At 68.4% G+C, this 24,832-nt stretch carries 20 protein-coding genes; 7 read left to right on the top strand and 13 right to left on the bottom strand.

What is annotated here, in order from left to right:
* Positions 1 to 88: 88 nt before the first annotated feature.
* The 7 genes from B7K20_RS05610 to B7K20_RS05580 all read right to left on the bottom strand — a co-directional run bounded on the left by B7K20_RS05610 (position 89) and on the right by B7K20_RS05580 (position 8,361).
* Positions 89 to 1,750: a GspE/PulE family protein gene (locus B7K20_RS05610; RefSeq protein ID WP_084101394.1), complete on the bottom strand. Its 1,662-nt coding sequence runs from the start codon at positions 1,748 to 1,750 to the stop codon at positions 89 to 91.
* 110 nt (positions 1,751 to 1,860) lie between these two features.
* On the bottom strand, positions 1,861 to 2,691 hold the full coding sequence (locus B7K20_RS05605) for a shikimate dehydrogenase (RefSeq protein WP_084101391.1): 831 nt from the start codon (positions 2,689 to 2,691) through the stop codon (positions 1,861 to 1,863).
* Between the two features lie 4 nt (positions 2,692 to 2,695).
* Complete coding sequence (gene mltG / locus B7K20_RS05600; RefSeq protein WP_084101389.1) at positions 2,696 to 3,841, bottom strand: endolytic transglycosylase MltG; 1,146 nt, start codon at positions 3,839 to 3,841, stop codon at positions 2,696 to 2,698.
* Complete coding sequence (gene ruvX, locus B7K20_RS05595; protein ID WP_234985728.1) at positions 3,834 to 4,313, bottom strand: Holliday junction resolvase RuvX; 480 nt, start codon at positions 4,311 to 4,313, stop codon at positions 3,834 to 3,836. Before ruvX ends, mltG begins: the two co-directional genes overlap by 8 nt.
* A 4-nt stretch (positions 4,314 to 4,317) precedes the next feature.
* A complete protein-coding gene (alaS, locus tag B7K20_RS05590) occupies positions 4,318 to 6,978 on the bottom strand; it encodes an alanine--tRNA ligase (RefSeq protein WP_084101385.1) in 2,661 nt (886 codons plus the stop codon).
* 188 nt (positions 6,979 to 7,166) lie between these two features.
* Complete coding sequence (gene rpsD, locus B7K20_RS05585) at positions 7,167 to 7,793, bottom strand: 30S ribosomal protein S4 (protein WP_084101383.1); 627 nt, start codon at positions 7,791 to 7,793, stop codon at positions 7,167 to 7,169.
* Between the two features lie 181 nt (positions 7,794 to 7,974).
* Positions 7,975 to 8,361: a hypothetical protein gene (locus tag B7K20_RS05580; RefSeq protein ID WP_084101382.1), complete on the bottom strand. Its 387-nt coding sequence runs from the start codon at positions 8,359 to 8,361 to the stop codon at positions 7,975 to 7,977.
* Between the two features lie 333 nt (positions 8,362 to 8,694).
* Between B7K20_RS05580 and B7K20_RS05575 the strand changes: the two genes are divergently transcribed.
* Positions 8,695 to 10,179, top strand: a complete 1,485-nt coding sequence (locus B7K20_RS05575; RefSeq protein WP_084101380.1) for an HNH endonuclease signature motif containing protein — start codon at positions 8,695 to 8,697, stop codon at positions 10,177 to 10,179.
* 40 nt (positions 10,180 to 10,219) lie between these two features.
* Here the strand turns inward: B7K20_RS05575 and B7K20_RS05570 are convergent, their stop codons facing one another.
* Positions 10,220 to 11,575, bottom strand: coding sequence for a replication-associated recombination protein A (locus B7K20_RS05570; RefSeq protein ID WP_084101378.1), 1,356 nt, complete (start codon positions 11,573 to 11,575; stop codon positions 10,220 to 10,222).
* Between the two features lie 84 nt (positions 11,576 to 11,659).
* Here B7K20_RS05570 and B7K20_RS05565 point away from each other — a divergent pair, with 84 nt between their 5' ends.
* Both B7K20_RS05565 and B7K20_RS05560 read left to right on the top strand, forming a co-directional pair.
* Positions 11,660 to 12,331 (top strand): helix-turn-helix transcriptional regulator, encoded by a 672-nt coding sequence (locus B7K20_RS05565; protein ID WP_159449336.1) that lies wholly within the window; start codon positions 11,660 to 11,662, stop codon positions 12,329 to 12,331.
* Positions 12,328 to 13,671 carry an MFS transporter gene (locus B7K20_RS05560; RefSeq protein ID WP_159449335.1) on the top strand — a complete coding sequence of 448 codons (1,344 nt, stop codon included), beginning with the start codon at positions 12,328 to 12,330 and terminating at the stop codon, positions 13,669 to 13,671. The genes B7K20_RS05565 and B7K20_RS05560 overlap by 4 nt, the downstream gene beginning before the upstream one ends.
* On the opposite strand, the gene B7K20_RS05555 is transcribed toward B7K20_RS05560, so the two are convergent.
* From B7K20_RS05555 to B7K20_RS05545, 3 genes are all read right to left on the bottom strand, one after another.
* On the bottom strand, positions 13,665 to 14,858 hold the full coding sequence (locus tag B7K20_RS05555; protein ID WP_084101374.1) for an S-layer homology domain-containing protein: 1,194 nt from the start codon (positions 14,856 to 14,858) through the stop codon (positions 13,665 to 13,667). The genes B7K20_RS05560 and B7K20_RS05555 overlap by 7 nt on opposite strands.
* 77 nt (positions 14,859 to 14,935) lie before the next feature.
* The gene (locus B7K20_RS05550; RefSeq protein WP_084101372.1) at positions 14,936 to 16,219 is read right to left on the bottom strand and encodes a D-alanyl-D-alanine carboxypeptidase family protein; all 1,284 of its coding nucleotides are present in this window, start codon (positions 16,217 to 16,219) and stop codon (positions 14,936 to 14,938) included.
* A gap of 41 nt (positions 16,220 to 16,260) precedes the next feature.
* Positions 16,261 to 17,163 carry a LysR family transcriptional regulator gene (locus B7K20_RS05545; protein WP_084101370.1) on the bottom strand — a complete coding sequence of 301 codons (903 nt, stop codon included), beginning with the start codon at positions 17,161 to 17,163 and terminating at the stop codon, positions 16,261 to 16,263.
* Positions 17,164 to 17,235: 72 nt separating this feature from the next.
* On the opposite strand from B7K20_RS05545, the gene B7K20_RS05540 reads away from it, so the two are divergent.
* Entirely contained in the window at positions 17,236 to 18,213 is a 978-nt protein-coding gene (locus B7K20_RS05540) for an EamA family transporter (RefSeq protein WP_084101368.1), read from the top strand.
* Positions 18,214 to 18,274: 61 nt separating this feature from the next.
* Here the strand turns inward: B7K20_RS05540 and aspS are convergent, their stop codons facing one another.
* Both aspS and hisS read right to left on the bottom strand, forming a co-directional pair.
* Complete coding sequence (aspS, locus tag B7K20_RS05535) at positions 18,275 to 20,053, bottom strand: aspartate--tRNA ligase (RefSeq protein WP_084101366.1); 1,779 nt, start codon at positions 20,051 to 20,053, stop codon at positions 18,275 to 18,277.
* A 163-nt stretch (positions 20,054 to 20,216) separates the two neighbouring features.
* Positions 20,217 to 21,584, bottom strand: coding sequence for a histidine--tRNA ligase (gene hisS / locus B7K20_RS05530; RefSeq protein WP_084101364.1), 1,368 nt, complete (start codon positions 21,582 to 21,584; stop codon positions 20,217 to 20,219).
* A 225-nt stretch (positions 21,585 to 21,809) separates the two neighbouring features.
* On the opposite strand from hisS, the gene B7K20_RS05525 reads away from it, so the two are divergent.
* From B7K20_RS05525 to B7K20_RS05515, 3 genes are all read left to right on the top strand, one after another.
* Positions 21,810 to 22,625, top strand: a complete 816-nt coding sequence (locus tag B7K20_RS05525) for a peptidylprolyl isomerase (RefSeq protein WP_084101362.1) — start codon at positions 21,810 to 21,812, stop codon at positions 22,623 to 22,625.
* On the top strand, positions 22,622 to 23,980 hold the full coding sequence (locus tag B7K20_RS05520; RefSeq protein ID WP_084101360.1) for a DUF349 domain-containing protein: 1,359 nt from the start codon (positions 22,622 to 22,624) through the stop codon (positions 23,978 to 23,980). Before B7K20_RS05525 ends, B7K20_RS05520 begins: the two co-directional genes overlap by 4 nt.
* Positions 23,981 to 24,163: 183 nt before the next feature.
* On the top strand, positions 24,164 to 24,811 hold the full coding sequence (locus B7K20_RS05515; protein WP_084101358.1) for a sulfotransferase family 2 domain-containing protein: 648 nt from the start codon (positions 24,164 to 24,166) through the stop codon (positions 24,809 to 24,811).
* The last annotated feature ends 21 nt before the right edge of the window (positions 24,812 to 24,832 follow it).

The raw sequence follows: 24,832 nt of genomic DNA, 5'->3' as shown, positions 1-24,832 counted from the left end.
CCGCAATACTAGAGCGCTGGTAGGCACTCGGTCTAGGAACTATTCCCTTTATCGGCAGTGGCATTTGTCACTTGAGTCCTCAGGCGTCCTACTTCACCACTCGCAGCAGTTCTTCGGTCGAGGTGAGGCCCGACTGGGCCTTCATCCAGCCGTCGTGCAGCAGCGTCTCCATGCCGGCCGCGTACGCGGCGCGTGCGATCTCCGCCGATGAGGCACGTGCGACGGCGAGTCGCTCGATCTCCTCGCTCACCGGCATGATCTCGTGCAGCGCAAGGCGTCCTCGGTAGCCTGTGTGCGAACAGCGCTGGCAGCCCGCGGGGCGCCACAGCTGGGGCAGCGGCTCGTCGTCGGACCAGCCGAACCGTTCGACCTCCGGCCTGGAGGGCTTGTACTCCTCCTTGCAGTTCTCGCACAGACGTCGCGCGAGTCGCTGGGCGACCACACAGTCCACCGCGGAGCCCACCAGGAACGGTTCGATGTTCATTTCGATCAGACGCGTGATCGCAGACGGCGCGTCATTGGTGTGCAGCGTCGAAAGCACCAGGTGACCGGTGAGGGCCGCCTCGATTGCGATCTGAGCGGTCTCGCCATCACGGATCTCACCGAGCAGCACCACGTCGGGGTCTGCACGCAGGATCGAACGCAGGGCCGACGCGAACGTGAGTCCCGCCTTGGGGTTCACCTGCACCTGGTTGATGCCGCCGATGCGGTACTCGACCGGGTCCTCGACCGTGATCACGTTGATCTCGGGCCGGGCCACCTGGTTCAGCGTCGCGTACAGGGTGGTCGACTTTCCCGAACCCGTAGGGCCCGTGACCAGGATCATGCCGTAGGGTTTCTGGTAGGACTCCTTGTACATCTCGAGGTTGTTCTCGCGGATGCCAAGGTCCATGAGGTCCATGGCCGCGGTGGAGTTGTCGAGAATACGCATGACGATCTTCTCGCCCCACACGGTCGGGAGCGTGGCGACACGGAGGTCGACCTTCTTGCCGTTGTGGTTGACCGAGAGGCGACCATCCTGGGGCTTGCGACGCTCCGCGATGTCGATGTCGGCCATGATCTTGATGCGGCTGATGACGCCGTTCTGAATTGCCTTGGGCGCTCGCTGCATCTCGTGAAGCACACCGTCGATGCGGTAGCGGACCAACACGTCCTTCTCTGCCGGCTCAATGTGGATATCAGAGGCACGGTCCTGGATGGCCTGGGTGATCAGCAGGTTGACGAAGCGCACGATCGGTGCGTCGTCCTCCACCACGGAGCCGATGCTGGCGAGGTCGATCGCCTCGTCCTCGTCGGTGATCGCTCCCTGAAGCTCATTGAGCTCGGCGTCAGAGCGGCAGTAGCGGTCGATGGCCTGGAGCACGTCCTCGTGCGCCGCGACCACGGGCAGGATCTGCATGCGCGTGAGCGTGCGGATGTCGTCCACAGCGACCACGTTGCCGGGGTTCGACATGGCGATCTTCAGGATGTCGCCATCAATCTGGATGGGCAACGCCGCGTGACGGCGACAGACCGTGTCCGGCACCAAGGCGACCGCGGCGCGGTCCACCGGGAAGTCGGTGAGTTCGACAAAGTCCATGCCGACCTGCTCGGCGAGGGCACGGACCAGTTGGCCCTCGGAGATCAGCCCGAGTTCGACGAGCGTGCGTCCCAGGGACTGCCCACGATCACGCTGCTCGTCGATGGCGTCGAGAAGCTGCTCCTCGGTGAGCGTTCCTTCCTCGACGAGGATTGCACCCAGTTGCTTCACAAAAGTCCCCTCTAGGGCAAAGGCCCGATGTCGTACCCCTCAGTAACGTATATCGGCGCCTGCTTGAGTCGGGATGGCGCAGTGAGAAGCTGCACACCCCACAAGGGACTTTAGACCTGTGGGAGCTCCCGCGCCATCACCTCGAGCGGAGCCTGGTGCCCCGTCATGAGCCGCATCTGCTCCCCCGCCTGGTGCAGCAGCATCCGTGTACCAGGCACGAACACTCCTCCAGCCGCGGCCCACGCCAGCCCCAGCGGCGTCTCCAGCGGTGAGTACACCGCGTCGAGCAAGACGGCACCGGGACGTACGGAGCTCAACGCAGAACCCAACCCTGCCCCGGCATCGGCCGGAACCGTCGACACCACGGCCTCGGCATCGGCCAAGAACGCCGGCGCGTCCTCGAAGCCCACAAACCTGGGCTCCACGCCCATCTTGGTCGCCGCGCGCATCAGCCCGCCGGCGCGGGCGCGATTGCGCACCACCACCACGGGGCGAGTCACGCCGATCCGACCCAGCGCGGCCAGGGCCGACGTCGCCGTCGCTCCCCCACCGATCACCACGCCCTCCGTTGCGGAAACAACCCCTCCGTCAAGAAGCGCCGCCACCACGCCGTGCACGTCCGTGTTGGCACCCACCAGTTGCACGCGCGGCCCCACGGGCTGCACCACCACGGTGTTGATCGCTCCCACCAGCTTGGCCATGGGCTCGACGAACTCGACGAGCGGCAGCGCCGCCACCTTCAGCGGCATGGTCAGCGACAGCCCGCCCCACGTCCCGTCCAACGACGAAACAAACGAAGGCAACGACTCTTCCGTCACGTCATACGCGCGGTACGTCCAGTCCAGCCCCAATTCCGCATACGCGGCCCGATGCAGCGCCGGCGACAGCGAATGCGTGATGGGGTGGCCGAGCACGCCCGCCTTGCGCGGGCCAGCGGTCACCGGACTACTCCGAGTCGGAGTCGGCCGAGTTGGTCTCCGCGATCCACGCCTGGAGCTGATCCACGTTCTTCAGGTGCTCGTCGTAGGTCTCGGCGTACAGCGTCTCGCCGGTCTCGAGGTTCACCGTCACGAAGTAGATGTACTCGTGCTCCGCGGGGTTCACGGCCGCCTCGATGGACGCCTCTCCAGGGTTGGAGATGGGGCCCGGGGGCAGTCCCGCGTACTTGTACGTGTTGTACTCGGAGTCGATCTCGCGGTCCTCGTCCGTGGTGAACACGCCCTCGGTGGGGTTGAGGTACTTCACGGTCGAGTCGAGCTGCAGCGGCATGTCGATCTCGAGGCGGTTGTAGATGACGCCCGCGATCATGGGGCGGTCCTCGTCCAGGCGCGCCTCGCGCTCCACCATCGAGGCGACGGTGAGGATGTCCTCGCGGTCCTCGAGCGGTACGTCGTACTTGTCCAGGATCCGCACGGTTTGGGCGATCATCGCGGACAGCACCTCGGCCGGCTGCACGTCCGGCGTGAAGGTGTAGGTCGAGGGGAACAGCCAGCCCTCGAGGTTGCCCTCGGCCTCGGCCGGCAGGCCCAGCGCGTCGGTGTCCTCGGCGATGGCCGTGACGTCCTCGAGCGAGTACTCGGTGAGGTTCGCGATGGACTGCAGGTAGTAGTCCACCTGGTAGCCCTCAGGAATCGTGATCTTCAGCTCGTCACGGTTCGCGGGATCCAGCAGCGCGTCCATCGCGTACTCGGCCTTCATCTCCTTCTGCATGAAGTAGTAGCCGGGAGTGATGGACTGCGCCTCGTCGGGGCGAGAGTTCGCCTCCTCGATAAAGGACTCGGGCGAGGCCACCACGCCCGCCTCGTACAGCGTCTGCGCGATGTCGTAGCCGGAGTCACCCTGCTCGATGACAACCTGTACCACGCCCTGGCCGGCGCCCTCGAAGTCGGCGACCGTGTCCTCGGACTCGCCGCCACCGAAGGAGCTCACGAAGTTGTAGGCCACCGAGAACCCGATGGCGAGCAGCACGATCGCGACCGCCGAGATGATGGCGGTCCACTTGCGACGCGCCTGGCGTCGCTTCTGACGCTGCAGGCGTCGCAGGTCCAGCGACGTCGTCGTGGTCGACTCGGCCTCGAAAAGATCAGTCATCTCCACCCTCACGCGGGATCATCTCAGTCACCCTATCTAGATTTCCCCGTCGTTCAATGTCTAACGCGCTTTCCAGGATCACCACGGCGGCCGCCTGGTCGATCACCTGACGCTGCTGCTTCGCGTTGCGTCCGGCCTGCCTCATGGAGGCCGATGCCGTGGTGGTCGAGAAACGCTCGTCCACCAAACGCACGGTCACCCCGGTGAGTTCCGACAGCTGCGTCGCGACGTCCCTGGCATCCTCGGCCGAGGTGCCCTGGGCGCCCGAAAGCTTCCGGGGCAGGCCCACATAGATCTGCGTCGCCGAGCGCTCGGCGACGACCGCAGCCAACTCAGCCACTGCATCGGCGGTCTTGCCCTTCACCCGCTGCACCGTGGTGACGGGAAAGGCCATCAGGCCGTCGGGGTCGGAGGCCGCGACGCCGATGCGGACCGTGCCCACATCGACGCCGAGCCTCACTCCGCGCTGCACCCGCTTAGCCTCGCGCCTCGATGGCGTCACGTACGGCGCTGAGGGCCTCGCCCACCTTGGCAGGGTCCTGACCGCCGCCCTGGGCGAGGTCGGGCTTGCCGCCGCCACCGCCGCCGAGGGTCTGCGCCGCCACCTTGACCAGGTCGCCGGCGCGCACGCCCAGGTCACGGGCGGGGCCGTTGGTCGCGATCACGATCTGCGGACGGCCATTAACGACGGCCGATGCCGCAACCACCGTCGGGTTCGCGTCACCCAGGCGGCTACGGACGTCCGTGACGAGCGTGCGCAGGTCGTCACCATCGGCGGCGTTGGTGGACTCGTGTGCCACCACCGTGATGCCGTTGACGTCCTTGGCGTGCTCGACCAGCTGTCCCGCGACCTGTTGCATGGCCTGCGCGCGGTACTGGGCGAGCTGCTTCTCGGCGTCGCTCAGGCGGCTGAGCAGGCCGCCGATGCGGTCGCTCAGTTCCTCGGGACGCGCCTTGAGCGTGCCGGTGAGCTCGGCGACGATCGAACGCTCCTTGGCGAGGTGGCTGAACGCGTCCGCGCCCACGAGCGCCTCGATGCGGCGCGCGCCGGAGCCGACGGAGCCCTCGGACGTGACCGTCAGGAGGCCGATCTGGCTCGAGTTCGCGACGTGCGTGCCGGCGCAGAGCTCGCGGGAGAAGGGTCCGCCGATCTCGACCACGCGCACGCGGTCGCCGTACTTCTCGCCGAACAGCGCCATGGCTCCGAGGTTCTTCGCCTCGTCGAGGTTCATGACGTTGGTCGCGACCGGGAGTTCCTCTCGGATGGCGCGGTTCGCGATGCCCTCGATGTCCTCGCGGGCCATCGCCGACACCGGATTACGCCACGAGAAGTCGAGGCGCATGTAGCCCGGCTTGTTGTAGGAGCCGGCCTGGTTCGCGTCGGTGCCGAGGGTCTCGTGGATCGCGGCATGAATCAGGTGCGTCGCGGAGTGCGCCTTCGAGGCCTGGTGACGGTTGACGGCGTCGACCTCCGCGGAGACCTGGTCACCCGCGGCGATCTCGCCCTCGGTGACGGTGACCGTGTGCACGATGACGTCCGCGACGGGCTTCTGGACGTCGATGACGTGCAGGGTCGCGTTTGAGCCGCGGATCTCGCCGGTGTCGGCGTCCTGGCCACCGGACTCCGCGTAGAACGGGGTCTCGGACAGGATGACCTCGACGGTGTCGCCGGCGGTCGCCACGGGGACGGACACGCCGTCCTTGATCACGGCCGCGACGGTGGTGGCGAGGCTGAGCTCGACGTACCCGCGGAAGACGGTGGGCGTGAGCGCCTGGTAGACGCCCACGTCCGCGTGGCCGCCCTTCTTGGCCTTGGCGTCCGCGCGGGCGCGCTCCTTCTGCTCGGTCATGAGCTGACGGAATCCCGCCTCGTCGACGGTGAGGCCCTGCTCGGCCGCCATTTCGAGCGTGAGGTCGATGGGGAAGCCCGACTCGTCGTGCAGGCGAAACGCGGTCTCGCCCGCGAGCGACTTCTTGCCCTCTTCCTTCGCGCGGGCGACCGCGGTGTCGAGGATGGTGGTGCCCTTGACGAGGGTGCGACGGAACGCGTCCTCCTCGGTGGCGGCGACGTTCGCGACCTTGTCGATGGTGAGGTCGAGCTCGGGGTACGAGGGGCGCATGGACTCGTACGACGTGCGCACGAGCGTCTCGATGGCGGGGTCCTCAACACCCATGAGGCGCATGGCACGCACGGTGCGGCGGATGAGGCGGCGCAGCACGTAGCCGCGGCCCTCGTTGCCGGGCGTGACGCCGTCGTGGATGAGCATCATCGACGAGCGGATGTGATCAGCGACCACGCGCATGCGCACGTCGTTGGTGGCGTCTGTCTTGTACGTAAGGCCGGAGAGCTCCTGCGCCTTCGCGATGACGGGGAACACCTCGTCGATCTCGTACATGTTGCCCACGCCCTGCTTGAGGTAGGCGATGCGCTCCAGGCCCGCGCCGGTATCGATGGCCTTCTGGTCCAGCTCCTTGATGAGCGGGTAGTCCTTGCCGTCGCCCGCGCCGCGCAGGAACTGGTCGAAGACCAGGTTCCAGATCTCGAGGTAGCGGTCGCCGCCGGGGTCAACCGTGCCACCCACGGCGTCGGGACCGAACTCGGGGCCGCGGTCGTAGTGCCACTCGGCGCAGGGACCCGCGGGGCCGGGCTGGCCGGTGTCCCAGAAGATCTCCTCGCGCGTGAGCTTGACGATGTGCTCGGGGTTCACGCCGACGTTGGTGAGCGCCGAGTACGCCTCCTGGTCCTCGTTCCAGATGGTGACCCAGAAGCGCTCGGGATCGAAGCCGTACTTGCCTTCGCTCTCGGGACCCGTAAGGAGATCCCAGGCGAAGTCGATGGCGCCTTCCTTGAAGTAGTCGCCAAACGAGAAGTTGCCCAGCATCTGGAAGAACGTGCCGTGACGGGTGGTCTTGCCGACCTCCTCGATGTCCTTGGTGCGGATGCACTTCTGGACAGAGGCGATGCGCGGGTGCGGCGAGGTCTCGGTGCCGATGATGTAGGGGATGAACGGCACCATGCCAGCGACGGTGAACAGCAGGCTGGGGTCCGGCGAGACCAGCGAGGCGCTGGGCTCGATGTGGTGGTCCTTCGACTCGAAATAGTCGATCCAGCGCTGCCTGACGTCAGCGGTGCGCATCCTGTCCTCCAGTACGGATGGTGCGGGCCTACGGGCCGGAGGGCCCGGTAGCCCGGGTGAGGGTGGCATCGGCCGTCCGATGCCGTGGTCGGGTTTTCGTACCCGACCCGGTCAAGTATGACAAAGCCGCTGGGCCCGGACGGACCGGAACCCAGCGGCTGAGTGTGTCTTGGGTGTACCGCGCTCGCTTAGCGGGCGTAGTACTCGACGACCAGCTGAACCTCGCAGGTCACGGGGACCTCGGCACGCTCGGGGCGGCGGACCAGCTTGGCGGTCAGCTTCTCGAGGGTGACGTCGAGGTAGTCCGGGACCTCGGGGAGCACGTCACGGTGCGCGCCGGCGGCGGCAGCCATGTAGGGCTCCATGGTGACGGCCTTGGGCTTGACCTGGATGGTCTGGCCGGGCTTCACGCGGAACGAGGGGCGGTCGACGATCTGACCGTCCACGAGGATGTGGCGGTGCAGAACGGCCTGACGGGCCTGGAGGATGGTGCGGCCAAAGCCGGCACGCAGCACCAGGGCGTCGAGGCGCATCTCGAGGAGCTCGACGAAGGCGTCACCGGTACGACGGGAGTCCTTGCGGGCCTCCTCGAAGACGCGGGTCATCTGCTTCTCACGCAGGCCGTACTGGGCGCGAAGACGCTGCTTCTCGCGCAGACGAACGGCGTAGTCGCTTTCCTTGCGGCGGGCGGTACGACCGTGCTCGCCGGGCGGGTAGGGACGCTTCTCGAAGTGCTTGACAGCCTTGGGCGTCAGAGCGAGGCCCAGGGCACGCGAAAGACGCACCTGGCGGCGCGCACGCTGTACTGAAGTCATTCTTGGATGTTCCTTGCTTGTTGCCTCTGACGTGGGGACGCGGTCGTTCCCACTCAGATCATGAGAGATGTCGCGGCGACAGCAGCCAACCGTCCGCGAGGGCTCAACAATGGTAGCAGGCCCGGTGGCGGATGTCTCGGGTGCGACGCGCAGGGTCTTGGTGTGTTGAGGCGGTGTGCGCTCAGGCCGTGAGCGCGAGGACCAGCGCGCAGGCGGCCATGACGGTGACGATGGGTGTCATGGTGGCACGTTCGTGGGGCGAGCGCGAGATGGCATTGGGGAGGATGTTCAGCGCGAGGACGCCGGTGAGGATCCAGGCGCCGACGGCGTCGGTGGAGTCTGGGGTGAGGTCGGTGACGCCACTGGACTCGAGGACCACCCACGCCATGACCGCGTAGACGACGACGGTGAGAGCCGCGGCGACGCGAAGTTGAGTGGGAAGCGTGTGCTCGTGTTGACCGCCGAACGCGAAACGGCCGAGCGGCGCGCCCGCTGCCAGGGCGATCTGGAAGACGGCGAGCCCTGCGAGGAGCACCAGCAGGATAACTGCGGCGGTCGATGCGAACACGGTGACTACGTTAGCGGTCGGTGTAGGCGCGCGTGGCGGCACCCTTATGTGCGCCGTGAGTGTGCGTATGCGCACCCGTGACGCCCGCACGTGCGCGCGCCGGGTGCGAGCGCGCGCTGGTGCGCGTAGGCGCAGGCGCACTCGAGCTCACGTGCTCGCTGGCGTGCGCATGGGCCCGCGCGCGTGACGCGAGCGGGTGCATACGACGCGAGCGGGTGCACGCCATGCGCGCGCGTGCGCTGCCGTCGTCCCCAGACTGGACCCCTCGCGGTGGTTCTCCCCAGATCTTGGTAGACCCTCGCGGTACCGGTCGCGCCCTGGTGGGCTGGATGCATGACCTTCTCGGACGACGTCGACAACCTCGCAGTTCAGGTGCGCGCCCTGACCGGCGTGGGCGAGCTCGCCACGACGAGTGATGACGAGTTCCTCAGCGGGCAGGCGTCCGTCGCACTGCTAGTGCAGGCTTCCAACGCCCTGCTAGCTCGGTTCGCAGCCGAGTTGGCTCGACGCTCGGGCGCGAACGCCATCGGCCGCGAGGACCTGGCCCGCAAGCACGGTTACCGATCCCCCGCCGGCATGATCGCCACCATCACCGGCGACACCATGGGCCATGCGCGTCAACTCATCAACGCGGGCGGCGCCTGGAGGCCCCACGAGGAGCCGCCGCGGCCCGTTGAAGTGACCACCGGAAATGGCGTCAACGGCCCGGACGGTGGCGACACCGACTCGCCCGGCACCGAGTTCGAGTCGCCCAGCGTGATCGATGCGCCGGACGCCCCGGGACCGCGATACCCGCTGATCGCGGAGGCACAATCCAGCGGCAACCTGTCTATCCCGAACGCAGGCGTGATCACCGAGGCACTTGACCGCATCGGCGAGCGCGTCGAGCGAGACAAGCTGTCCGAGTACGAGGAGCGGTTCGTGATGCGCGCCCGCAGCCTCAGCCTGCGCGAGGTCTACGCGATGGTCGAGCAGGCCGAAGCGCTCCTGAAGGCGCCCGAGCTCCACGAGCGCGAGAAGCGCGCCACCAAGAACCGCTCCGTCACTTGGCGCGAGGAGCGCGATGGCATGTGGACGCTGACGGCGCGGCTCGATGTTCCCTCCGCCGCCGCCGTCAAGACCACCATCGAGCAGATCGCCAGGCGCCAGTTCCGCAACCGACGCGACGGCGACCGCAACGAACCAGACACGCGCACCACCGTCCAGGTCCGCGCCGACGCCCTCACGTGGCTGTGCCGCCACGCGATCAGCTGCGAGGCGAGCACCAAGCACGGCGTCGTGACGACCATGAACGTGCGCATGGACCTCTCGGACGTCATCGAGGGCTCCGGCATCGCCACGATCGACGGCATGACCACCCCCGTCTCGGTCGCGACGATGCGCCAACAGGCGTGCGACGCGACGTTCATCCCGATGGTGCTCGGAGGCGATGGGGCGGTCCTCGCCGTGGGCGAGCAGGAGCGAGGCTTCACTCCAGAGCAGATCACCGCCATCTTCGAGCGCGACGGCGGGTGCGCGCGGTGTCACCTCCCACCCGAGCACTGCGAAATCCACCACATCAAATGGTGGTTCCGAGACAGAGGCAAGACCGACCTCGCCAACGGCATCGCGTTGTGCGTCGGATGTCACCACGACATCCATCGCGAGGAATGGGGCATCGAGATCAACGGCCGCGAGGTGTGGTTCACCCCGCCGGTATCGGTTGACCCTGAACAGCGACGCATCCCGGGCGGCAGGTTCGCGCTGGATATTGGCCGAGATCTGGCCGGCTACCCGCGTCCGGTGCCCCCGCCCAACGCCAATGTCGGTGGCCGCTGAGAGCCTCCCGCCATGATCAAGCGGAGATAGGTCTGGAGCATCAGGCCCCGTCGCGCCCCAGCATCTCCCGGATGCGCGTCATGCGATCGGTCACCGTGCGCTCGAAGCCGAACTCGGTGGGCCGGTAATACTGCGCGCCGCGCAGGGCATCGGGCAGGTACTCCTGGTGCGCCACTCCCCCGGGTGCGTCGTGGCTGTAGACGTAGTTCTTTCCATGGCCGATGCGCTCCGCACCCGCGTAGTGCGCGTCACGGAGGTGTTCGGGCACCACGCCGGCCTTGCCGGCGCGCACGTCGGCGATCGCCGCGTCGATCGCCCGATACGAACGGTTGGACTTGGGCGCGGTGGCGAGGTAGGTGGTCGCCTCGGCGAGCGGGATACGGCCCTCGGGCATACCGATGAAACTGACGGCATCGGCGGCGGCCTGCGCGATCACGAGCCCCTGCGGATCGGCCATGCCGATGTCCTCCGAGGCCAGAATCACGAGGCGGCGCGCAATGAACCGCGGGTCCTCCCCCGCCACCACCATCCGCGCCAAGTAGTGCAGCGCGGCGTCCACATCGGAGCCGCGCACCGACTTGATGAACGCGCTGATGACGTCGTAATGCTGGTCTCCCGACTTGTCGTACGCGACGAGCGCCGCGTCCATGGTGCGCTCGGTGATCTCGGCCGTGATCTCGGGCAGAGCGTCGGGTGAGGTGGGGCCCTTGGCGAGTGCGGCATCGGCCACCGCCTCGAGGAGCGTGAGCGACTTGCGGGCGTCGGCGCCGGCGACGCGCAGTATGTGCTCGCGCGCCTCGGGCGCGAGCGTCACGCGACCGGCGAGCCCGCGCTCGTCGGTGAGCGCCCGATCGATGAGCGCGCCCAGGTCCTGACTCGCGAGTGGCTGCAACGTGAGCAACAACGAGCGCGACAGGAGTGGTCCGACCACCGAGAAGCTCGGGTTCTCGGTGGTGGCGCCAATGAGCGTGACCCAGCGGTTCTCGACCGCAGGCAGGAGCGCGTCCTGCTGCGTACGGGTGAAGCGGTGGATCTCGTCGACGAACAGCACCGTCTCGCGCTCGCCGGTGGCGATGCGGCGCTTGGAGTCGTCGATGACGGCGCGCACATCCTTGATACCAGCGGTGACCGCGGACAGCTCGACAAAGCGGCGTGAGCCGGCCACCAGGTACGCCAGGGTGGTCTTGCCGGTGCCCGGCGGGCCCCACAGGATCACCGATGTCGCGGGCGCGTTCTCCCCCACCAGGCGCCTCAGCGGACTGCCCTCGGTCAGCAGATGCGACTGGCCGACCACCTCGTCGAGCTGGCGCGGGCGCATCCGAACCGCAAGGGGTGCATTGGGTCCGGGCTCGGGAACGCCGCTGCCGGTGCGCTCTGTCGACTCGAACAGGTCCATGGCGCCCACCCTATGTCTCGCCGGCACGAACGCCGCGCCACGGGTCCTGTTGCAACAATCCTTTCGAAAGGTTACTTTCAACACATGAAGGAAGACGAAATCCGTGGCGGTGCGAACCATGTCGCTCCAGCTGACGCGCCCGAGCCAGTCGCGCCCGCGGTTCCCAACTCCCCTTCGACCGGCATGCCGTGGCCCGTGCGCGAGATCACTGATCCCCGGGAGTTGCGCGCGCTCGCCCATCCCGTGCGCTTCGCGCTGCTCGACCTGCTTGCGAGCGGCCCCCTCACGGCCTCGCAGTGTGCGGAGCGCCTGGGCCAAACCCCTGCGAACTGCTCGTATCACCTGCGCCAACTCGCCAAGTTCGGCCATGTCACACCCGCCGAGGGCGGCGTGGGCCGCGAACGCCCCTGGAAGGCACGCGACGAGGGCATCAGTTGGAATTCCTCGGGCACGAGCGGCGTCGCGCACGCCCGCGCGGCCGAGTCCCTCTCGGACGTTATCGAGGACTACCGTTTTGGCGCTTGGCGCGCCTATCGCGCTCGCCGCCCCGGGGAGCCCCAGGAGTGGCGCGAGGCCGATATGTCCACCGACGTGGTCGCGTGGATGACGCCAGAGGAGCTCACCGACCTCAAGCGCCAGATGATGGCGCTCTTCGCGCCCTTCGTGACTCGCGACGACGACCCGTCCGCGCGGCCCGACGGCGCCCGCGCCGTGCGCTACTTCGGCTACGCATACCCCGGCGAGGAGGCGCCGTGACCGACCTCGCCACTGTCCGGAGCCGCTTCGTTATCCTGACGGCGCTGCGGTGGCTGCCCATCGGGCTGATTGCCCCGTCTCTGGTCTTGCTGCTGAGCGCACGCGGGATGTCGCTCGCGAGCATTGGGCTCCTGACGGCCGTCTACAGCGCCGCCACGCTGCTCCTCGAACTTCCTACCGGCGGGCTATCGGACGTCATCGGCAGGCGCCCGGTGATGATCGCGGCCGCCGTCGTCGGCGCCGTGTCTGCGCTACTGCTGGCGTTCGCCACCACGCCGGGATGGCTCGCCGCGGCCTTCCTGCTGATGGGTCTGTCACGCGCGCTCGACTCGGGCCCGTTGCAGGCCTGGTATGTCGACTCGGTCCACGCCATCGACCCCGACGCCGACCTCACCCGCGGCCTTTCACGCGCCGGCGTCGCCGAGTCGGTCGCCCTCGCCGCGGGCGCCCTCGGCGCCGGCGCGCTCGCGGCTACGGTACCGCTGCCTTCGAGCGGCGCGATCGTGATCGCACTGTCGGTGCCGTTCATCTTCAAGGCGGCCCTGGCGGTGCTTCAGGTGGCGGTCGTCGCGCGATGGGTCACAGACACCACCGCACCGACGGCGGCCGATGCCGTGGCGGCACCGCTAGCCGCCGCCGTCACGCTGGGCTCACCGTGGGCACGCCTGCGGTTGCGCACCGTTGAGACCGCCCGCGACGTGCCGCGAGCGATCGGTCGGGGGTTGAGACTCGCCGCACACAGGCGCGCGCTGCAACGCCTGCTCCTGCTGACCGCGGCGCTCGGGGCGGCCCTGTCGGGCATCGAACTTCTCGCGCCTGCGCACGCGGCGGATCTGTTGGGCGGGGCCACAGCCGCTGCGGGACCGTACGCTGTCCTGGTCACCGCGGGGTTCCTGGGGTCCGCGAGCGGATCCGCGCTCGCCCCACTCGCCATGCGTGCCGCGCGCGGGGCCGCTCGCGCGGCGATGCTCGCCACCCTCGCCGGTGCGGTCGCGCTCGCCGCGATTGCCGTGCCACAGCCGTGGGGCGCGGGGGCCGCGTTCGTGGGCTTCTATCTGTTCCTGGGGATCGCGGGCCCGCTCACGGAGGAACTCATGCACCGCGAGGTCAGCTCCGCGGAACGCGCGACCATGCTGTCGCTGAACTCGATGGCGCTGCAGGCGACGGCCATCGTGGTCACCGCCGGGCTCGGCGCCTTCGCGGGCGCCACCTCCATCGCCGCCGCGTTCGCCGCCATCGCGGTCGCCCTTGCTCTCGGAGCCCTCACCCTCGCGAGGTGGCCGGGAGTACGGAGGCCTGCCACGGCATCGGCCGCCCAAAGGCAGCCCTCGGCTCAGTGAGTGGCGTCGTAGTAGTCACGCGGGTCGAAGACCGCGTCGATTACCGACGCGCTGCGCCAGCGGTGAAAGACGCCGCGCGTCTTGTCGCCTGTGCCTGAGGTGGTGTTGCCCTCGTAGAACCACGCACCGTTGCCGGAGACACGGTCGACGATGGCCGCGTGGCTCGCGCCCTTGCCGTCGCCCCAGTTGATGAGGACCACATAGCCGGGCTTGAGGTCTGACAGGCTCGGGTTCCAGTCGAGCACGCCGGCCGACTGCAGCTTGCCGACGAAGGTCGATCCCGACGATGTGTAGGTCGAGTTGAAGTACTTCTCTCGCGGCACGTAGCCCGGGTACCCGGCGGCCTCGAAGACCCACGACACGTACACCGAACACCAGGCGCTGCTGCCGCCAATCCAGTCGTTGAACTTGTTGTCGCGCCAGGATGGCTCGCGGTAGCCCACCTGCGAGCGGGCCGTGGAGAGAATCTCGCTGGGACGCCAGTTCACCTCGGGCGCAACATAGGTGGGCGCCTGATACGAGGAGCTGCCGAAGCCGCGGAAGAGGAATGCGGCGGTTGCGGCGCGCGACGTGCCGTCGTAGGGGCGGAAGGTGCCGTCGGCGTAGCCGGTGGTCATGCCGGTGGTCGCGAGCCAGGACACCTCCTTGTAGAACTTCGACGAGGTCCGCATGTCCTTGAAGCGGGACGACGAGGGTGGCGAGTACGACGGCGACCCCTTGTAGCGGTACAGGAACGCCGCCATCGCCGAACGCGAGATTGCCTCCTTGGGCCGGAACGTACCGTCCGCCCACCCGGTGGTGATGTTCTGCTTCTCGAGCCACACGATCTCGCGATAGAACTGATCGCTCGTGTCGACATCCTTGAACGGCGAGCGGCTCGGCACGCTCACCCCGGGTCGACCCGCGAGCCGATAGAGGAACGCCGCGAAGGCCTCACGCGAGACCTCCTGCTCGGGCCGGAACGACTTGTCGGCGTATCCCGTGGTGATGCCCTTCTCCGTCAGCCACGAGATCTCGCGATAGAACTGATAGTGGTTCGTGACGTCGCGAAAGCCAGTGGTGGCCGCCGAGGCCGGCGCCGCCGTCGCGGGTACCGCGATCACCACTGCGAGGGCCGCTACCAGGAGCGCTGCGAATCGGGAACGAGCTCGTCGCGTCGTCGAGGGGACTACCGGCTGCGTCGTCATGCCCCCACCGTAGGCGGCTTGCCTGAAGGTTGTCCTCAGGAAGTGCGGCACGTCACATCTGAGCGGTGCGTGGCCGCTCACCGATAGTCGGGCGCCGCTGGAAGACCGAACTGTTCCTCGAGCGTGTCGATGTCGTGGTCGTGCATATAGGTCGCGAGCTCGACGCCCACGTATCTGACGTGCCACGGCTCGTAGATGTACCCGGTGATCGCCTGGGCGCCCTGCGGGTACCGGATGATGAAGCCGTACTCGTGACTGTGAGCGGCGACCCACCTGCCTACCGTGCTCGAGCCAAAGCATCCGCCGAGCGAACACGTTCCCGCGCCAAGATCGGCCGTCCACCCGGTTTGATGCTCTGAGTGTCCGGCACGAGCCGAGAAGGTCTCCGCGGATGCCACGCCATGTTGACGGGCGTAGCGCGCGAACAGTGCCCGCTGATAGTCATGCGAGCGGTACGCCGAGACGATCGAGAAGGTCATCCCCTTCGCGCGGACCGCAGCGTGCATGCGAGACATTGCGGTCGCCGCCTCGCGGCGCATGTACCTGGTGGAGCCGCCGGAGATCCCGCTCAGTGTGACCAGGTCCGCGGGCGCGTATCGGAGCGGGTCCAGCGCGCGGCGCTTGTTGACCACGACCAGCACCGATTCCGGGTCGTTGATGATGCGGGTGTAGTCGCGGTCGGTGTGCCACGTGGTGGGTGGCGCATAGGTGGGCGCGTGATAGGACGCGTTGCCGAAGCCGCGGAACAGGAACGCCGCTGTCGCGGCGCGCGAGGTGCCGTCGTACGGGCGGAAGGTGCCGTCGGCGTAGCCGGTGGTCATTCCGGTCGACGCGAGCCAGGAGACCTCCGTGTAGAACGTCGATGAAGTGCGCGTGTCCGTGAAGCGGGACGTGGAGGGCGGCGTGTAGGACGGCGACCCCTTGTAGCGGTACAGGAACGCCGCCATCGCCGAACGCGAGATCGCGTCCTTGGGCCGGAACGTGCCGTCAGCCCAGCCTGTGGTGATGTGCTGCTTCTCGAGCCACACGATCTCGCGGTAGAACTGCGCATTGGTCGAGACGTCCTTGAACGGCGAACGGCTGGGAACGCTCACCCCGGGACGGCCTGCAAGTCGATACAGAAACGCGGCAAAAGCCTCGCGGGACACCTCACCGCTGGGGCGAAAGCTGTTGTCGGCATAGCCGGTCGTGATGCCGCGCTCGGTGAGCCACGAGATCTCACGATAGAACTGGTGACGACCCGTGACATCCCGAAAGCCTTCGGTGGCGGCGGTCGCGGGCGTAGCCGGCGCGCCTATGAGAGCGACGAGCGCCACAACGGCAGCGGCCACGGCTCTCACGGACATCACCGCCTGCGACATCGTGGCTCCTCTCCCCCACCCACACGCGCCTCGCGATCAGGCTAGCGGTGCCCTTGCAAGGCCGCACCACTGTCTTCCAGGAGATCCATCGTGACCTGGACAGCACGGCGCGCGGCGCGATCGGGGCGCGCGAGGGCGACGATGGCTCGGGTGGCCCGCACGCCGGTGAGCGGAATCAGCCGGTAGGCCTCGCTGGGCGGCGTCGAGAAGCGCGGGAGCAGTGCAATACCCAGGCCCTGCGCTACGAGTGACTCGACCAGCCGGTTGTCACGCACCTCGGCGATGCGGTCGAGGGGGACACCCGTGGCCGCCTCGATGCGCTCGTGAATGGTTGCGAAGGGATAGCCGCGCGGCACGGTGATCCATGGCTCACGCGCCACCTGCGCGGGCGCGAGCGTGCGCTCGCGCGCGAGCGGGTGCCCGCCCGGCACCACCACGTCGATCGGCTCGCGCATCACCACCCGCGACACGAGGCCCTCGGCGCCCACCGGCACGTCCGCGATGAGGCTGTGCGCGATGACGATGTCGGAGTCCGCGGTACGGGACGCGTAATCAGCCTCTGCGAGGTCGAAGTCGTCGAGCTCAATCTTGATGAGGGTGTCTCGTGTGCGCGCAAGCAGTCCCGGAAGCAACGCGGCGCCCGCGCTCGGCAGCGTGCCGATACGCACCGTGCCCGCCGCCTCTGCCCTGCCCTGGTCGATGCGCGACTGCACCCGCGCCAACGCGGTGAGCACGTCGCCCGCGCCGTCGGCGAGGATCTCGCCTGCCCATGTGAGCCTGAGTCCCCGCGAGTACGGCTCCACGAGGCGCACGCCGAGTTCCTTTTCCGCCGTGCGCAACTGCTGTGACAGCGCCGAAGGGGTGCGGTACGTGGCCGCGGCGACGGCGCCGAGTGTGCCGCGATCGCGAAGGTCGCGCAGGAGTTCGAGGTGGCGGACTTCCATGAAGGAATCCTACATAGTTAACGTCTTCATTATTGCTTGTCCCTACACCCCCACCGCCCCCACAGTGGTCGCATGCCCCTACGCCACGTCTTGCTCGCCGTGCTCGTCGCCGTCCTGTGGGGAGTGAACTTCCTCGCGATCCACGCCTCGCTCGGACAGTTCCCACCCCTCTTCCTCGTGGCGCTCAGGTTCGCGATCATCGCGATTCCCACCATCATCTTCGTGCCACGGCCCCAGGTGCCGCTGCGCTGGCTGCTCGGCTATGGGCTGGGCTTTGGCACGCTGCAATTCCTGTTCCTGTATCTGGGCATGGCTGCGGGCTTCCCGACCGGGCTCGCGTCACTGGTGCTTCAGGCGTCGGCCCCCTTCACCGTGGTGTTGGGTGCGCTCCTGTTGCGTGAGCGACTAGGACGGCGCCACATCGCGGGTGTCGCCGTGGCCACGGCCGGACTCGCACTGGTCGGCGTCTCGTACGGCGCCTCCGCACCCCTCGGACCGTTCATCCTGGTGCTCCTGGGCGCCCTCGGGTGGGCCCTGGGCAACCTCGCGAGCCGCCAGGCACGCGCGGACAAGCCCCTCAACCTCGTGCTGTGGATGTCCGTGGTGCCCCCGCTACCCATGCTGGCGCTGTCGCTTGTCGTCGAGGGGCCGAGCGCGATCGGCGACTCTCTGGCGACCTCCTTGACGGCCGATGCCGTACCCGCCTGGGCGGGCCTGGCTTACACGATCGTGTGGGGCACCTTGGTGGGTTCGGGTATCTGGGTATGGCTGATGGCTCGCCACCCCGCGGGTTCGGTCGCGCCGTTTTCGATGCTCGTGCCCGTGGTCGGCATCGCCACGGCCTGGTTAGTCCTCGGTGAGCGACCCGCGTGGCTCGAGCTCGCCGGCGGGGTCCTCGTCGTGGGCGGCGTGCTGTGGGCCTCGCGTGCAGGCGCTCGCGCGCGCACGCACGCCCGCACGCACTCTCGCACGCACTCCCGCGCGCGAGGCGCGCACCAGGCGAGTATCGAGACCGAGCCGGCCACGGCATCGGCCGCCGTCACTACCTGACATACGCGAGAGGCGGGCCGCCCCCACAGGGGCGACCCGCCTCAAAGCGTTGGAGTGCGCCCTAGACGGACGCCGGCTCCTCGTCGTCCTCGGGGACGAAGTCGACGCCGGCCTCGGCCCGCTGCTCGTCCGTAATAGGCGCGGGCGCCGCGGTCAGCGGGTCGTAGCCGCCGCCGGACTTGGGGAACGCGATGACGTCGCGGATCGAGTCCGCGCCCGTGAGCAGCGCCACGATGCGGTCCCAGCCGAACGCGATGCCGCCGTGCGGGGGCGCGCCGAACGAGAAGGCCTCGAGCAGGAAGCCGAACTTCTCCTGCGCCTCCTCCTCGCCGATGCCCATCACCTTGAACACGCGCTCCTGCACGTCCTGGCGGTGAATACGGATCGAGCCGCCGCCGATCTCGTTGCCGTTGCAGACGATGTCGTAGGCGTAGGCAAGCGCGTTGCCGGGGTCAGACTCGAACGAGTCGAGCCACTCGGGCTTGGGGCTCGTGAAGGCGTGGTGAACGGCGGTCCAGTTCGAGGAGCCCAGGACCACATCGTCGTCGCCGTCATCGGCGTCCACGGCCTTGAACAGCGGCGCGTCGACGACCCAGCAGAACTCGAAGCGCTCGGGGTCCATGAGGCCCAGGCGACGGCCGATCTCGAGACGAGCGGCGCCGAGCAGCGCGCGCGACTGGCCGGGCTTGCCGGCGGCGAAGAACACGCAGTCGCCCGGGTTGGCGCCGGTGGCCTCGGCGAGGCCAGCCAGCTCGGTTTCGGACAGGTTCTTGGCGACGGGACCAGTGAGGGTGCCGTCCTCCTGAACCAGCACGTACGCGAGGCCGCGGGCGCCACGCTGCTTGGCCCACTCCTGCCACGCGTCGAGCGTCTTGCGCGGCTGCGAGGCGCCGCCGGGCATGACGACCGCGCCCACGTACTCGTTCTGGAACACGCGGAACGGCGTGTCCTTGAAGTATTCGGTGAGCTCGGTGAGCTCGAGGCCAAAGCGCAGGTCGGGCTTGTCCGAGCCGAAGCGTGCCATCGCGTCGTGGAACGTGATCCGCGGGATCGGGGTCGAAATCTCGACGCCGATGAGGCCCCACAGCTCCTTGACGATCTCCTCGCCCAGCGCGATGACGTCGTCCTGGTCGACGAAGCTCATCTCGATGTCGAGCTGGGTGAACTCGGGCTGACGGTCCGCGCGGAAGTCCTCATCACGGTAGCAGCGGGCGATCTGGTAGTAGCGCTCCATGCCGGCCACCATGAGCAGCTGCTTGAACAGCTGCGGCGACTGCGGCAGGGCGTACCAGGAGCCGGGCGACAGACGCGCGGGCACCAAGAAGTCGCGGGCACCCTCGGGGGTGGAGCGGGTCAGCGTGGGTGTCTCGATCTCGAGGAACTCGTGCCGGTCGAGCACACGGCGCGCGGCCTGGTTCGCCTTCGAGCGCAGCACCATGTTGGCGCGCGGCTGCGGGCGACGCAGGTCGATGTAGCGGTACTTGAGGCGCGCCTCCTCGCCGACGGTGACGTGCTCGTCGACGGGCATGGGCAGCGGGGCGGCCTCGTTGAGGATGGTCACCTCGGAGACGACGACCTCGATCTCGCCGGACGGGAGGTTGGGGTTCGCCGAGCCCTCGGGGCGCTCGCGCACCTCACCGGTGACCTGCACCACGTACTCGTTGCGAAGGCTGTGCGCGATCTCCTCGCGGATGACAACCTGGGCAAAGCCGCTGGCGTCCCTCAGGTCGATGAAGGCCACGCCGCCGTGGTCGCGGCGACGCCCGACCCATCCAGCAAGAGTGACGGTGGTTCCGGCGTCGGTGGCGCGGAGGTTTCCCGCAAGGTGGGTGCGAAGCACGTGTACTGCCTTTCTGGGCACGCTAGACGGGCGTGCCTGTTCGCTGGGGGTTGCGCGTCCAGTCTAGGGCCGATGCCGTGGCCGCGTTTCGTGGATGGTCCCAGGAGGTGCGGTGTGGGTGGCGTAGAGAGCCGCGGACCCGGCCGTGTACTCAGCCGTGTACTCAGCCGCGCACGATGCTGGGGCGGGCGTCGCCCTCGGGCGGGAGCCAGGCATCGGCATCGGCCGGCACCTGCTCGCCCGTGCGGATGTCCTTGACCTCGCCGTCGCCGGTGGCGGTGTCGTCGTCTGCGTCTCCGGCGCCGGGGAACCAGACGAACGGGATGCTGCGCTTGTCCGCGTACTGGATCTGCTTGCCGAACTTCGCCGCCGTGGGCGAGACCTCGCACGCAATGCCTCGCGCGCGCAGTCGGTCGGCGATGACGGCTGAGGTGGCGCGGTGGTCCTCGTCCGTGACGGCGACGAGCACGGCGCTGGGGACGCCGCGGCTCGCGTGGGCGAGGCCGGCGCCGAGCACTCGGCTGATGAGGCGCGAGACGCCGATCGACATGCCTACGCCGGGGAAGCCGCCGCCTGCGACGAGCGAGTCGTAGCGCCCGCCGGAGCAAATGGACCCGAGGTCCTCGTGGCCCTCAAGGAAGGTCTCGTAGACGGATCCCGTGTAGTAGTCCAGTCCGCGGGCGATGCGCAGGTCCGCCACCGCCGTGTCGGGCACCGCGGCGTTAACTCCCTCGACGAGCGCGACCAGGGCGGCGATGCCGTCCTTGAGGAGCTGCTCGGGCTCGGCGACATCCTCGATGGTCTGGGTCGTGGCCCACAGGTCTTCGACAGCGGCCGCGAAGGAGCCGTCGGTGGCGCTGATGCGCGCGAGTTCGAGGATCGCGTCTGCGGCGGTCTCAGCGATGCCCTTCTCTGTGAGTTCGGCGCGCACGCCGTCGGGGCCGATCTTGTCGAGCTTGTCGACGCTGCGCAGCGCGCCGGCCACGTCCTCGATGCCCACGCCACGGTAAAAGCCCTCGACGAGCTGTCGGTTGTTGACGTGCATGGACACGGCAGGGATGGGCAGCGACGCAAGGGCGCGCGCCATGACGACCGCGACCTCGACCTCGAGGTGGGCGGGAAGGTTCTCGCGCCCCACGATGTCGATGTCCGCCTGGTAGAACTCGCGGTAGCGGCCCTCCTGCGGGCGCTCCCCTCGCCACACCTTCTGGATCTGAAAGCGGCGGAACGGGAAAGCGAGATCGTTCTGGAACTCCTCCACGTAGCGCGCGAACGGCACGGTGAGGTCGAAGTGCAGGCCGAGCTTGGCCTCCGAGTCCGGCTCCGCGTTCAGGCGGCCGAGAGTGTAGATCTCCTTGGCGGCCTCAGACTTGCCCGCGAGACGGTCGAGGGTCTCGACCACGCGGGTCTCGATCTCGGCGAAACCATGGAGGCGGAAGACCTCCCTGAGCGACTCGATGACCTGCGCCTCGACGACGCGGTCGGTGGGGGTCCACTCGGGGAATCCGGACAGGGGTCTCACTCGGGCCATGCCTCCCATTGTTCCATCACCGCAGGTCAGTGCCCGGCACCTGTGGACGGTCGTGCGCGCACACAAGCACACGCACGCGCCACACGCGCCCGCACGCGTCACGCGAGCCCGCTCGCGGCGCATGCACGCGCCCGCTCGCGTCACACGCGCCCGCACGCGCGACGTGCGCGCGCTCGCGCGAGCCCTAGACTGGCGCGCACGCACTCCCCCGATCGTTGAGGATCCATGAGCACCAAGAAGCAGGCGCGCGCCCACGCCCAGCGCGAGCAGCGCAAGTACGAGGCCCGCCAGGCCGCCAAACGAGCCAAGCGCGAACACCGCATCCGCATCGTCGCGGCCATCACCGCCGGCGCGCTCGTTCTCGGCGCCGCCTCGACCCTGATCGTCATGGCCGTCACCAACGACGACGAGGTGACCACCCCGGAGGCGAGTGACACGACTCCCTCAGCCACGGCATCGGCCAACCCATCAGCCGACAGCGAGCTCGAGCTCACCACAGGGTGGGCCACCTCGCCCACTCCCCCGGACCCCAGCCTCGCCGAGGACCGCGAGTGGGAGGCGACGATCGCCACGAACCTGGGCGACATCGCCGTCACGCTCGATGGCGTGAACGCGCCGCAGGCCACCGCGAGCTTCGTCGCGCTCGCCGAGGACGGCTACTTTGACCAGACCGAATGCCACCGCCTGGTCACGGACGGCATCTACGTCCTGCAGTGCGGCGACCCCTCGGCCACCGGCACGGGCGGCCCCAACTACACATACGGGCCCATCGAGAATGCCCCCACCGACGACGTCTACCCGGCCGGCACCCTCGCGATGGCTCGCCGAGGCGGCGACGCGGAATCCATGGGCAGCCAGTTCTTCATCGTCTACGAGGACTCCACTATCCCGTCCGACGCGGCGGGCGGATACACGGTGTTCGGGCAGGTCACTGAGGGTTTGAGTATTGTTGAGGGCGTTGCCAATGCCGGAACCATCACAGGCGAGCCCGACGGACAGCCGGCACAGTCCGTCATCGTGAACGAGGTGTCAGTATCGTGACCGCCCCTAAGCCCACCCCCAAGCCCGGCCCGCGCCCCGGAGCCCCGAGTCCCGCCGTCCTTGCCAAGCAGGCCACGCACCCCGTGAAGGTGCCGGTCGTGGCCGAGATCACGGACGAGCAGATCGAGGCAGCGAAGAAGTTTGCCGAGGTCGAGGGCGAATCAGTCGTCGTCACCGTCGGCGACGAGAAGGTCACCGTCGGCGAGGCCGCGGGCGACGACCCGCTGACCCCGCTCGCGAAGGCGTACTACGAGCTGTCGGCCTCGGTCGAACGTTTCCACGCCCGCCTGTCGTCCGCGGAGCTCAGCCCCAAGGACATCGACGACTCGCTCGGCTCCATCGCCCCGCAGCTCGAGACCCCGGCCGTGGTCGGCGACATCGCCGCCCTGCGCGAGCGCTTCGAGGCCGTGAAGAAGGAGGCCCTCGAGGCCCGCGAGAAGATCCAGGCCGAGCGCGAGGCCGCACGTGCCGAGGCACTCGCCGCGCGCGAGCAGATCGTCGCCGCCGCCGAAGCCATCGCCGCGAAGCCCGAAAGCCAGGTGCACTGGAAGAACGACACCGCTGAACTGCGCTCGCTCCTCGACACCTGGAAGGAGGCGCAGCGCTCCAACGCCCGCATCCCCAAGGACGCCGAGCGCGAGCTGTGGAAGCGTTTCACCACCGCGCGTTCGGGCTTCGAGAAGGCCCGGAAGCACCACTTCGCCCAGCTCGACAAGGACAACGCCGATGTGGCGGGCCGCAAGGAAGACCTGGTCGCCCAGGCCGAGCGCCTGGCGCAGTCCACCGACTGGGACCGCACCGCGCGCGCCTTCAAGGACCTCATGGGCGAATGGAAGCGTGCCGGCCGCGGACGGCGCAGCGTGGACGACGCTCTGTGGAAGCGATTCCAGACCGCGCAGGACTCCTTCTTCGACGCCCGCCGCGCCGAGTCGGAGGCCGAGGACGAGGCCCTCGCAGGCAACGTCGAGGGCAAGGAGGCCGCGGTCGTCGAGGCCGAGGCGCTGCTGCCCATCAAGGACCTCGAGAACACCAAGCGTCAGTTGCGTGCCATCCAGGACCGCTTCGAGGACGCCGGCCGCGTGCCGCGTGCCGACGTGGCCCGCCTGAACAAGCGCATGGGCGCGGTCGAGAAGGCTGTGCGCGACGCCGAGGACGCGCAGTGGAACTCGCGCAACCCCGAGATCGAGCGTCGCGCCACCGGCGCCGCCGCCCAGCTCGAGGCCGCGATCGCCGACCTCGAGAAGGACCTCGAGGCCGCCAAGGCCTCGGGCGACAAGCGCAAGATCAAGGAGGCCGAGGAGGCGCTGGCGGCCCGCCGCGCCTGGCTCGAGCAGATCCAGGGCGTCGTTTCCTAAACCGCCCACTCGGGATAACCCCGGTCCCACCTCGCGGTGGGGCCGGGGTTTTTCGTGCGACCGATGCCATGGCGGGGATCTCCTGACGTTCACCTTTTCGCAAGGTCGTCTCGCTAGCCTGCGCAGATCGCGCATGGCGGGCGGCTACGTCCCCGTCGTGCACCACCGAGTGGGAGGCACCGCATGCCCATTTTCCGACGCGACGGGGTCTCCGTTCTCTTCGCCCACATCCCCAAAACCGGCGGGAGTTCGATCGATGACGCCTTCCGCGCGGAGGGGTGGTCGGTAGATCTCCACGACGGCAAGGGTGGACGCGGCTCGCTCAATCAACTCCGGCGCTGCTCCCCGCAACACCAGCACGGCGCGCTACTGGAGGCGACCTTGCACTTGGATCGCTTCGACGCCATCTTCAGCTTTGTGCGCGACCCGCTCCAGCGACTCCTCTCCGAATTCGTGTGGCGAGCACGCACGGGAGACCAGCCCGATCTGACAGGCGCGGCGGTGGAGCAATGGGTGAGCGAAAACCTCGCACGGACCGCAACCAATCCCTATTGGTTCGACAATCACCTGCGGCCTCAGCACGAGTTTCTCGTCGCCGGAGGCCACGTGCTGCGCTTCGAGGACGGACTGGGCGCGGGCCTGTCCCGGCTCGCCGCGCTCACCGACCTCGATATCCCCAAGGACGTGCCGCACCGCCTGCGTGGCACGGCGGTCTCCGGCTTCTCGACGGCCGATGTCGAGGTCACGGACGCCACGCGCGCGCTGGTCGCCGAGCACTATTGGGCGGACTATCGACGGCTGGGCTACGCCGTCGCGGTGGCCGCCGCGTAGCGCTTCTCCACAGATCGCCGT

The organism is Demequina sp. NBRC 110051 (assembly GCF_002090055.1).
Taxonomy (GTDB): Bacteria; Actinomycetota; Actinomycetes; order Actinomycetales; family Demequinaceae; genus Demequina.
Note: the sequence above shows the minus strand (reverse complement) of the source record. Positions and strands in the feature narration are given on the sequence as shown.

Bases quoted from the DNA above. Each gene is read 5' to 3' on its own strand.
- B7K20_RS05525 (WP_084101362.1), top strand. From the start codon at position 21,810: ATGAGCACCAAGAAGCAGGCGCGCGCCCACGCCCAGCGCGAGCAGCGC.
- rpsD (WP_084101383.1), bottom strand. From the start codon at position 7,793: ATGACTTCAGTACAGCGTGCGCGCCGCCAGGTGCGTCTTTCGCGTGCC.
- B7K20_RS05540 (WP_084101368.1), top strand. From the start codon at position 17,236: ATGCCCCTACGCCACGTCTTGCTCGCCGTGCTCGTCGCCGTCCTGTGG.
- B7K20_RS05550 (WP_084101372.1), bottom strand. From the start codon at position 16,219: ATGTCGCAGGCGGTGATGTCCGTGAGAGCCGTGGCCGCTGCCGTTGTG.
- mltG (WP_084101389.1), bottom strand. From the start codon at position 3,841: ATGACTGATCTTTTCGAGGCCGAGTCGACCACGACGACGTCGCTGGAC.
- B7K20_RS05570 (WP_084101378.1), bottom strand. From the start codon at position 11,575: ATGGACCTGTTCGAGTCGACAGAGCGCACCGGCAGCGGCGTTCCCGAG.
- alaS (WP_084101385.1), bottom strand. From the start codon at position 6,978: ATGCGCACCGCTGACGTCAGGCAGCGCTGGATCGACTATTTCGAGTCG.
- B7K20_RS05545 (WP_084101370.1), bottom strand. From the start codon at position 17,163: ATGGAAGTCCGCCACCTCGAACTCCTGCGCGACCTTCGCGATCGCGGC.
- B7K20_RS05515 (WP_084101358.1), top strand. From the start codon at position 24,164: ATGCCCATTTTCCGACGCGACGGGGTCTCCGTTCTCTTCGCCCACATC.
- B7K20_RS05575 (WP_084101380.1), top strand. From the start codon at position 8,695: ATGACCTTCTCGGACGACGTCGACAACCTCGCAGTTCAGGTGCGCGCC.
- B7K20_RS05565 (WP_159449336.1), top strand. From the start codon at position 11,660: ATGAAGGAAGACGAAATCCGTGGCGGTGCGAACCATGTCGCTCCAGCT.
- hisS (WP_084101364.1), bottom strand. From the start codon at position 21,584: ATGGCCCGAGTGAGACCCCTGTCCGGATTCCCCGAGTGGACCCCCACC.
- B7K20_RS05555 (WP_084101374.1), bottom strand. From the start codon at position 14,858: ATGACGACGCAGCCGGTAGTCCCCTCGACGACGCGACGAGCTCGTTCC.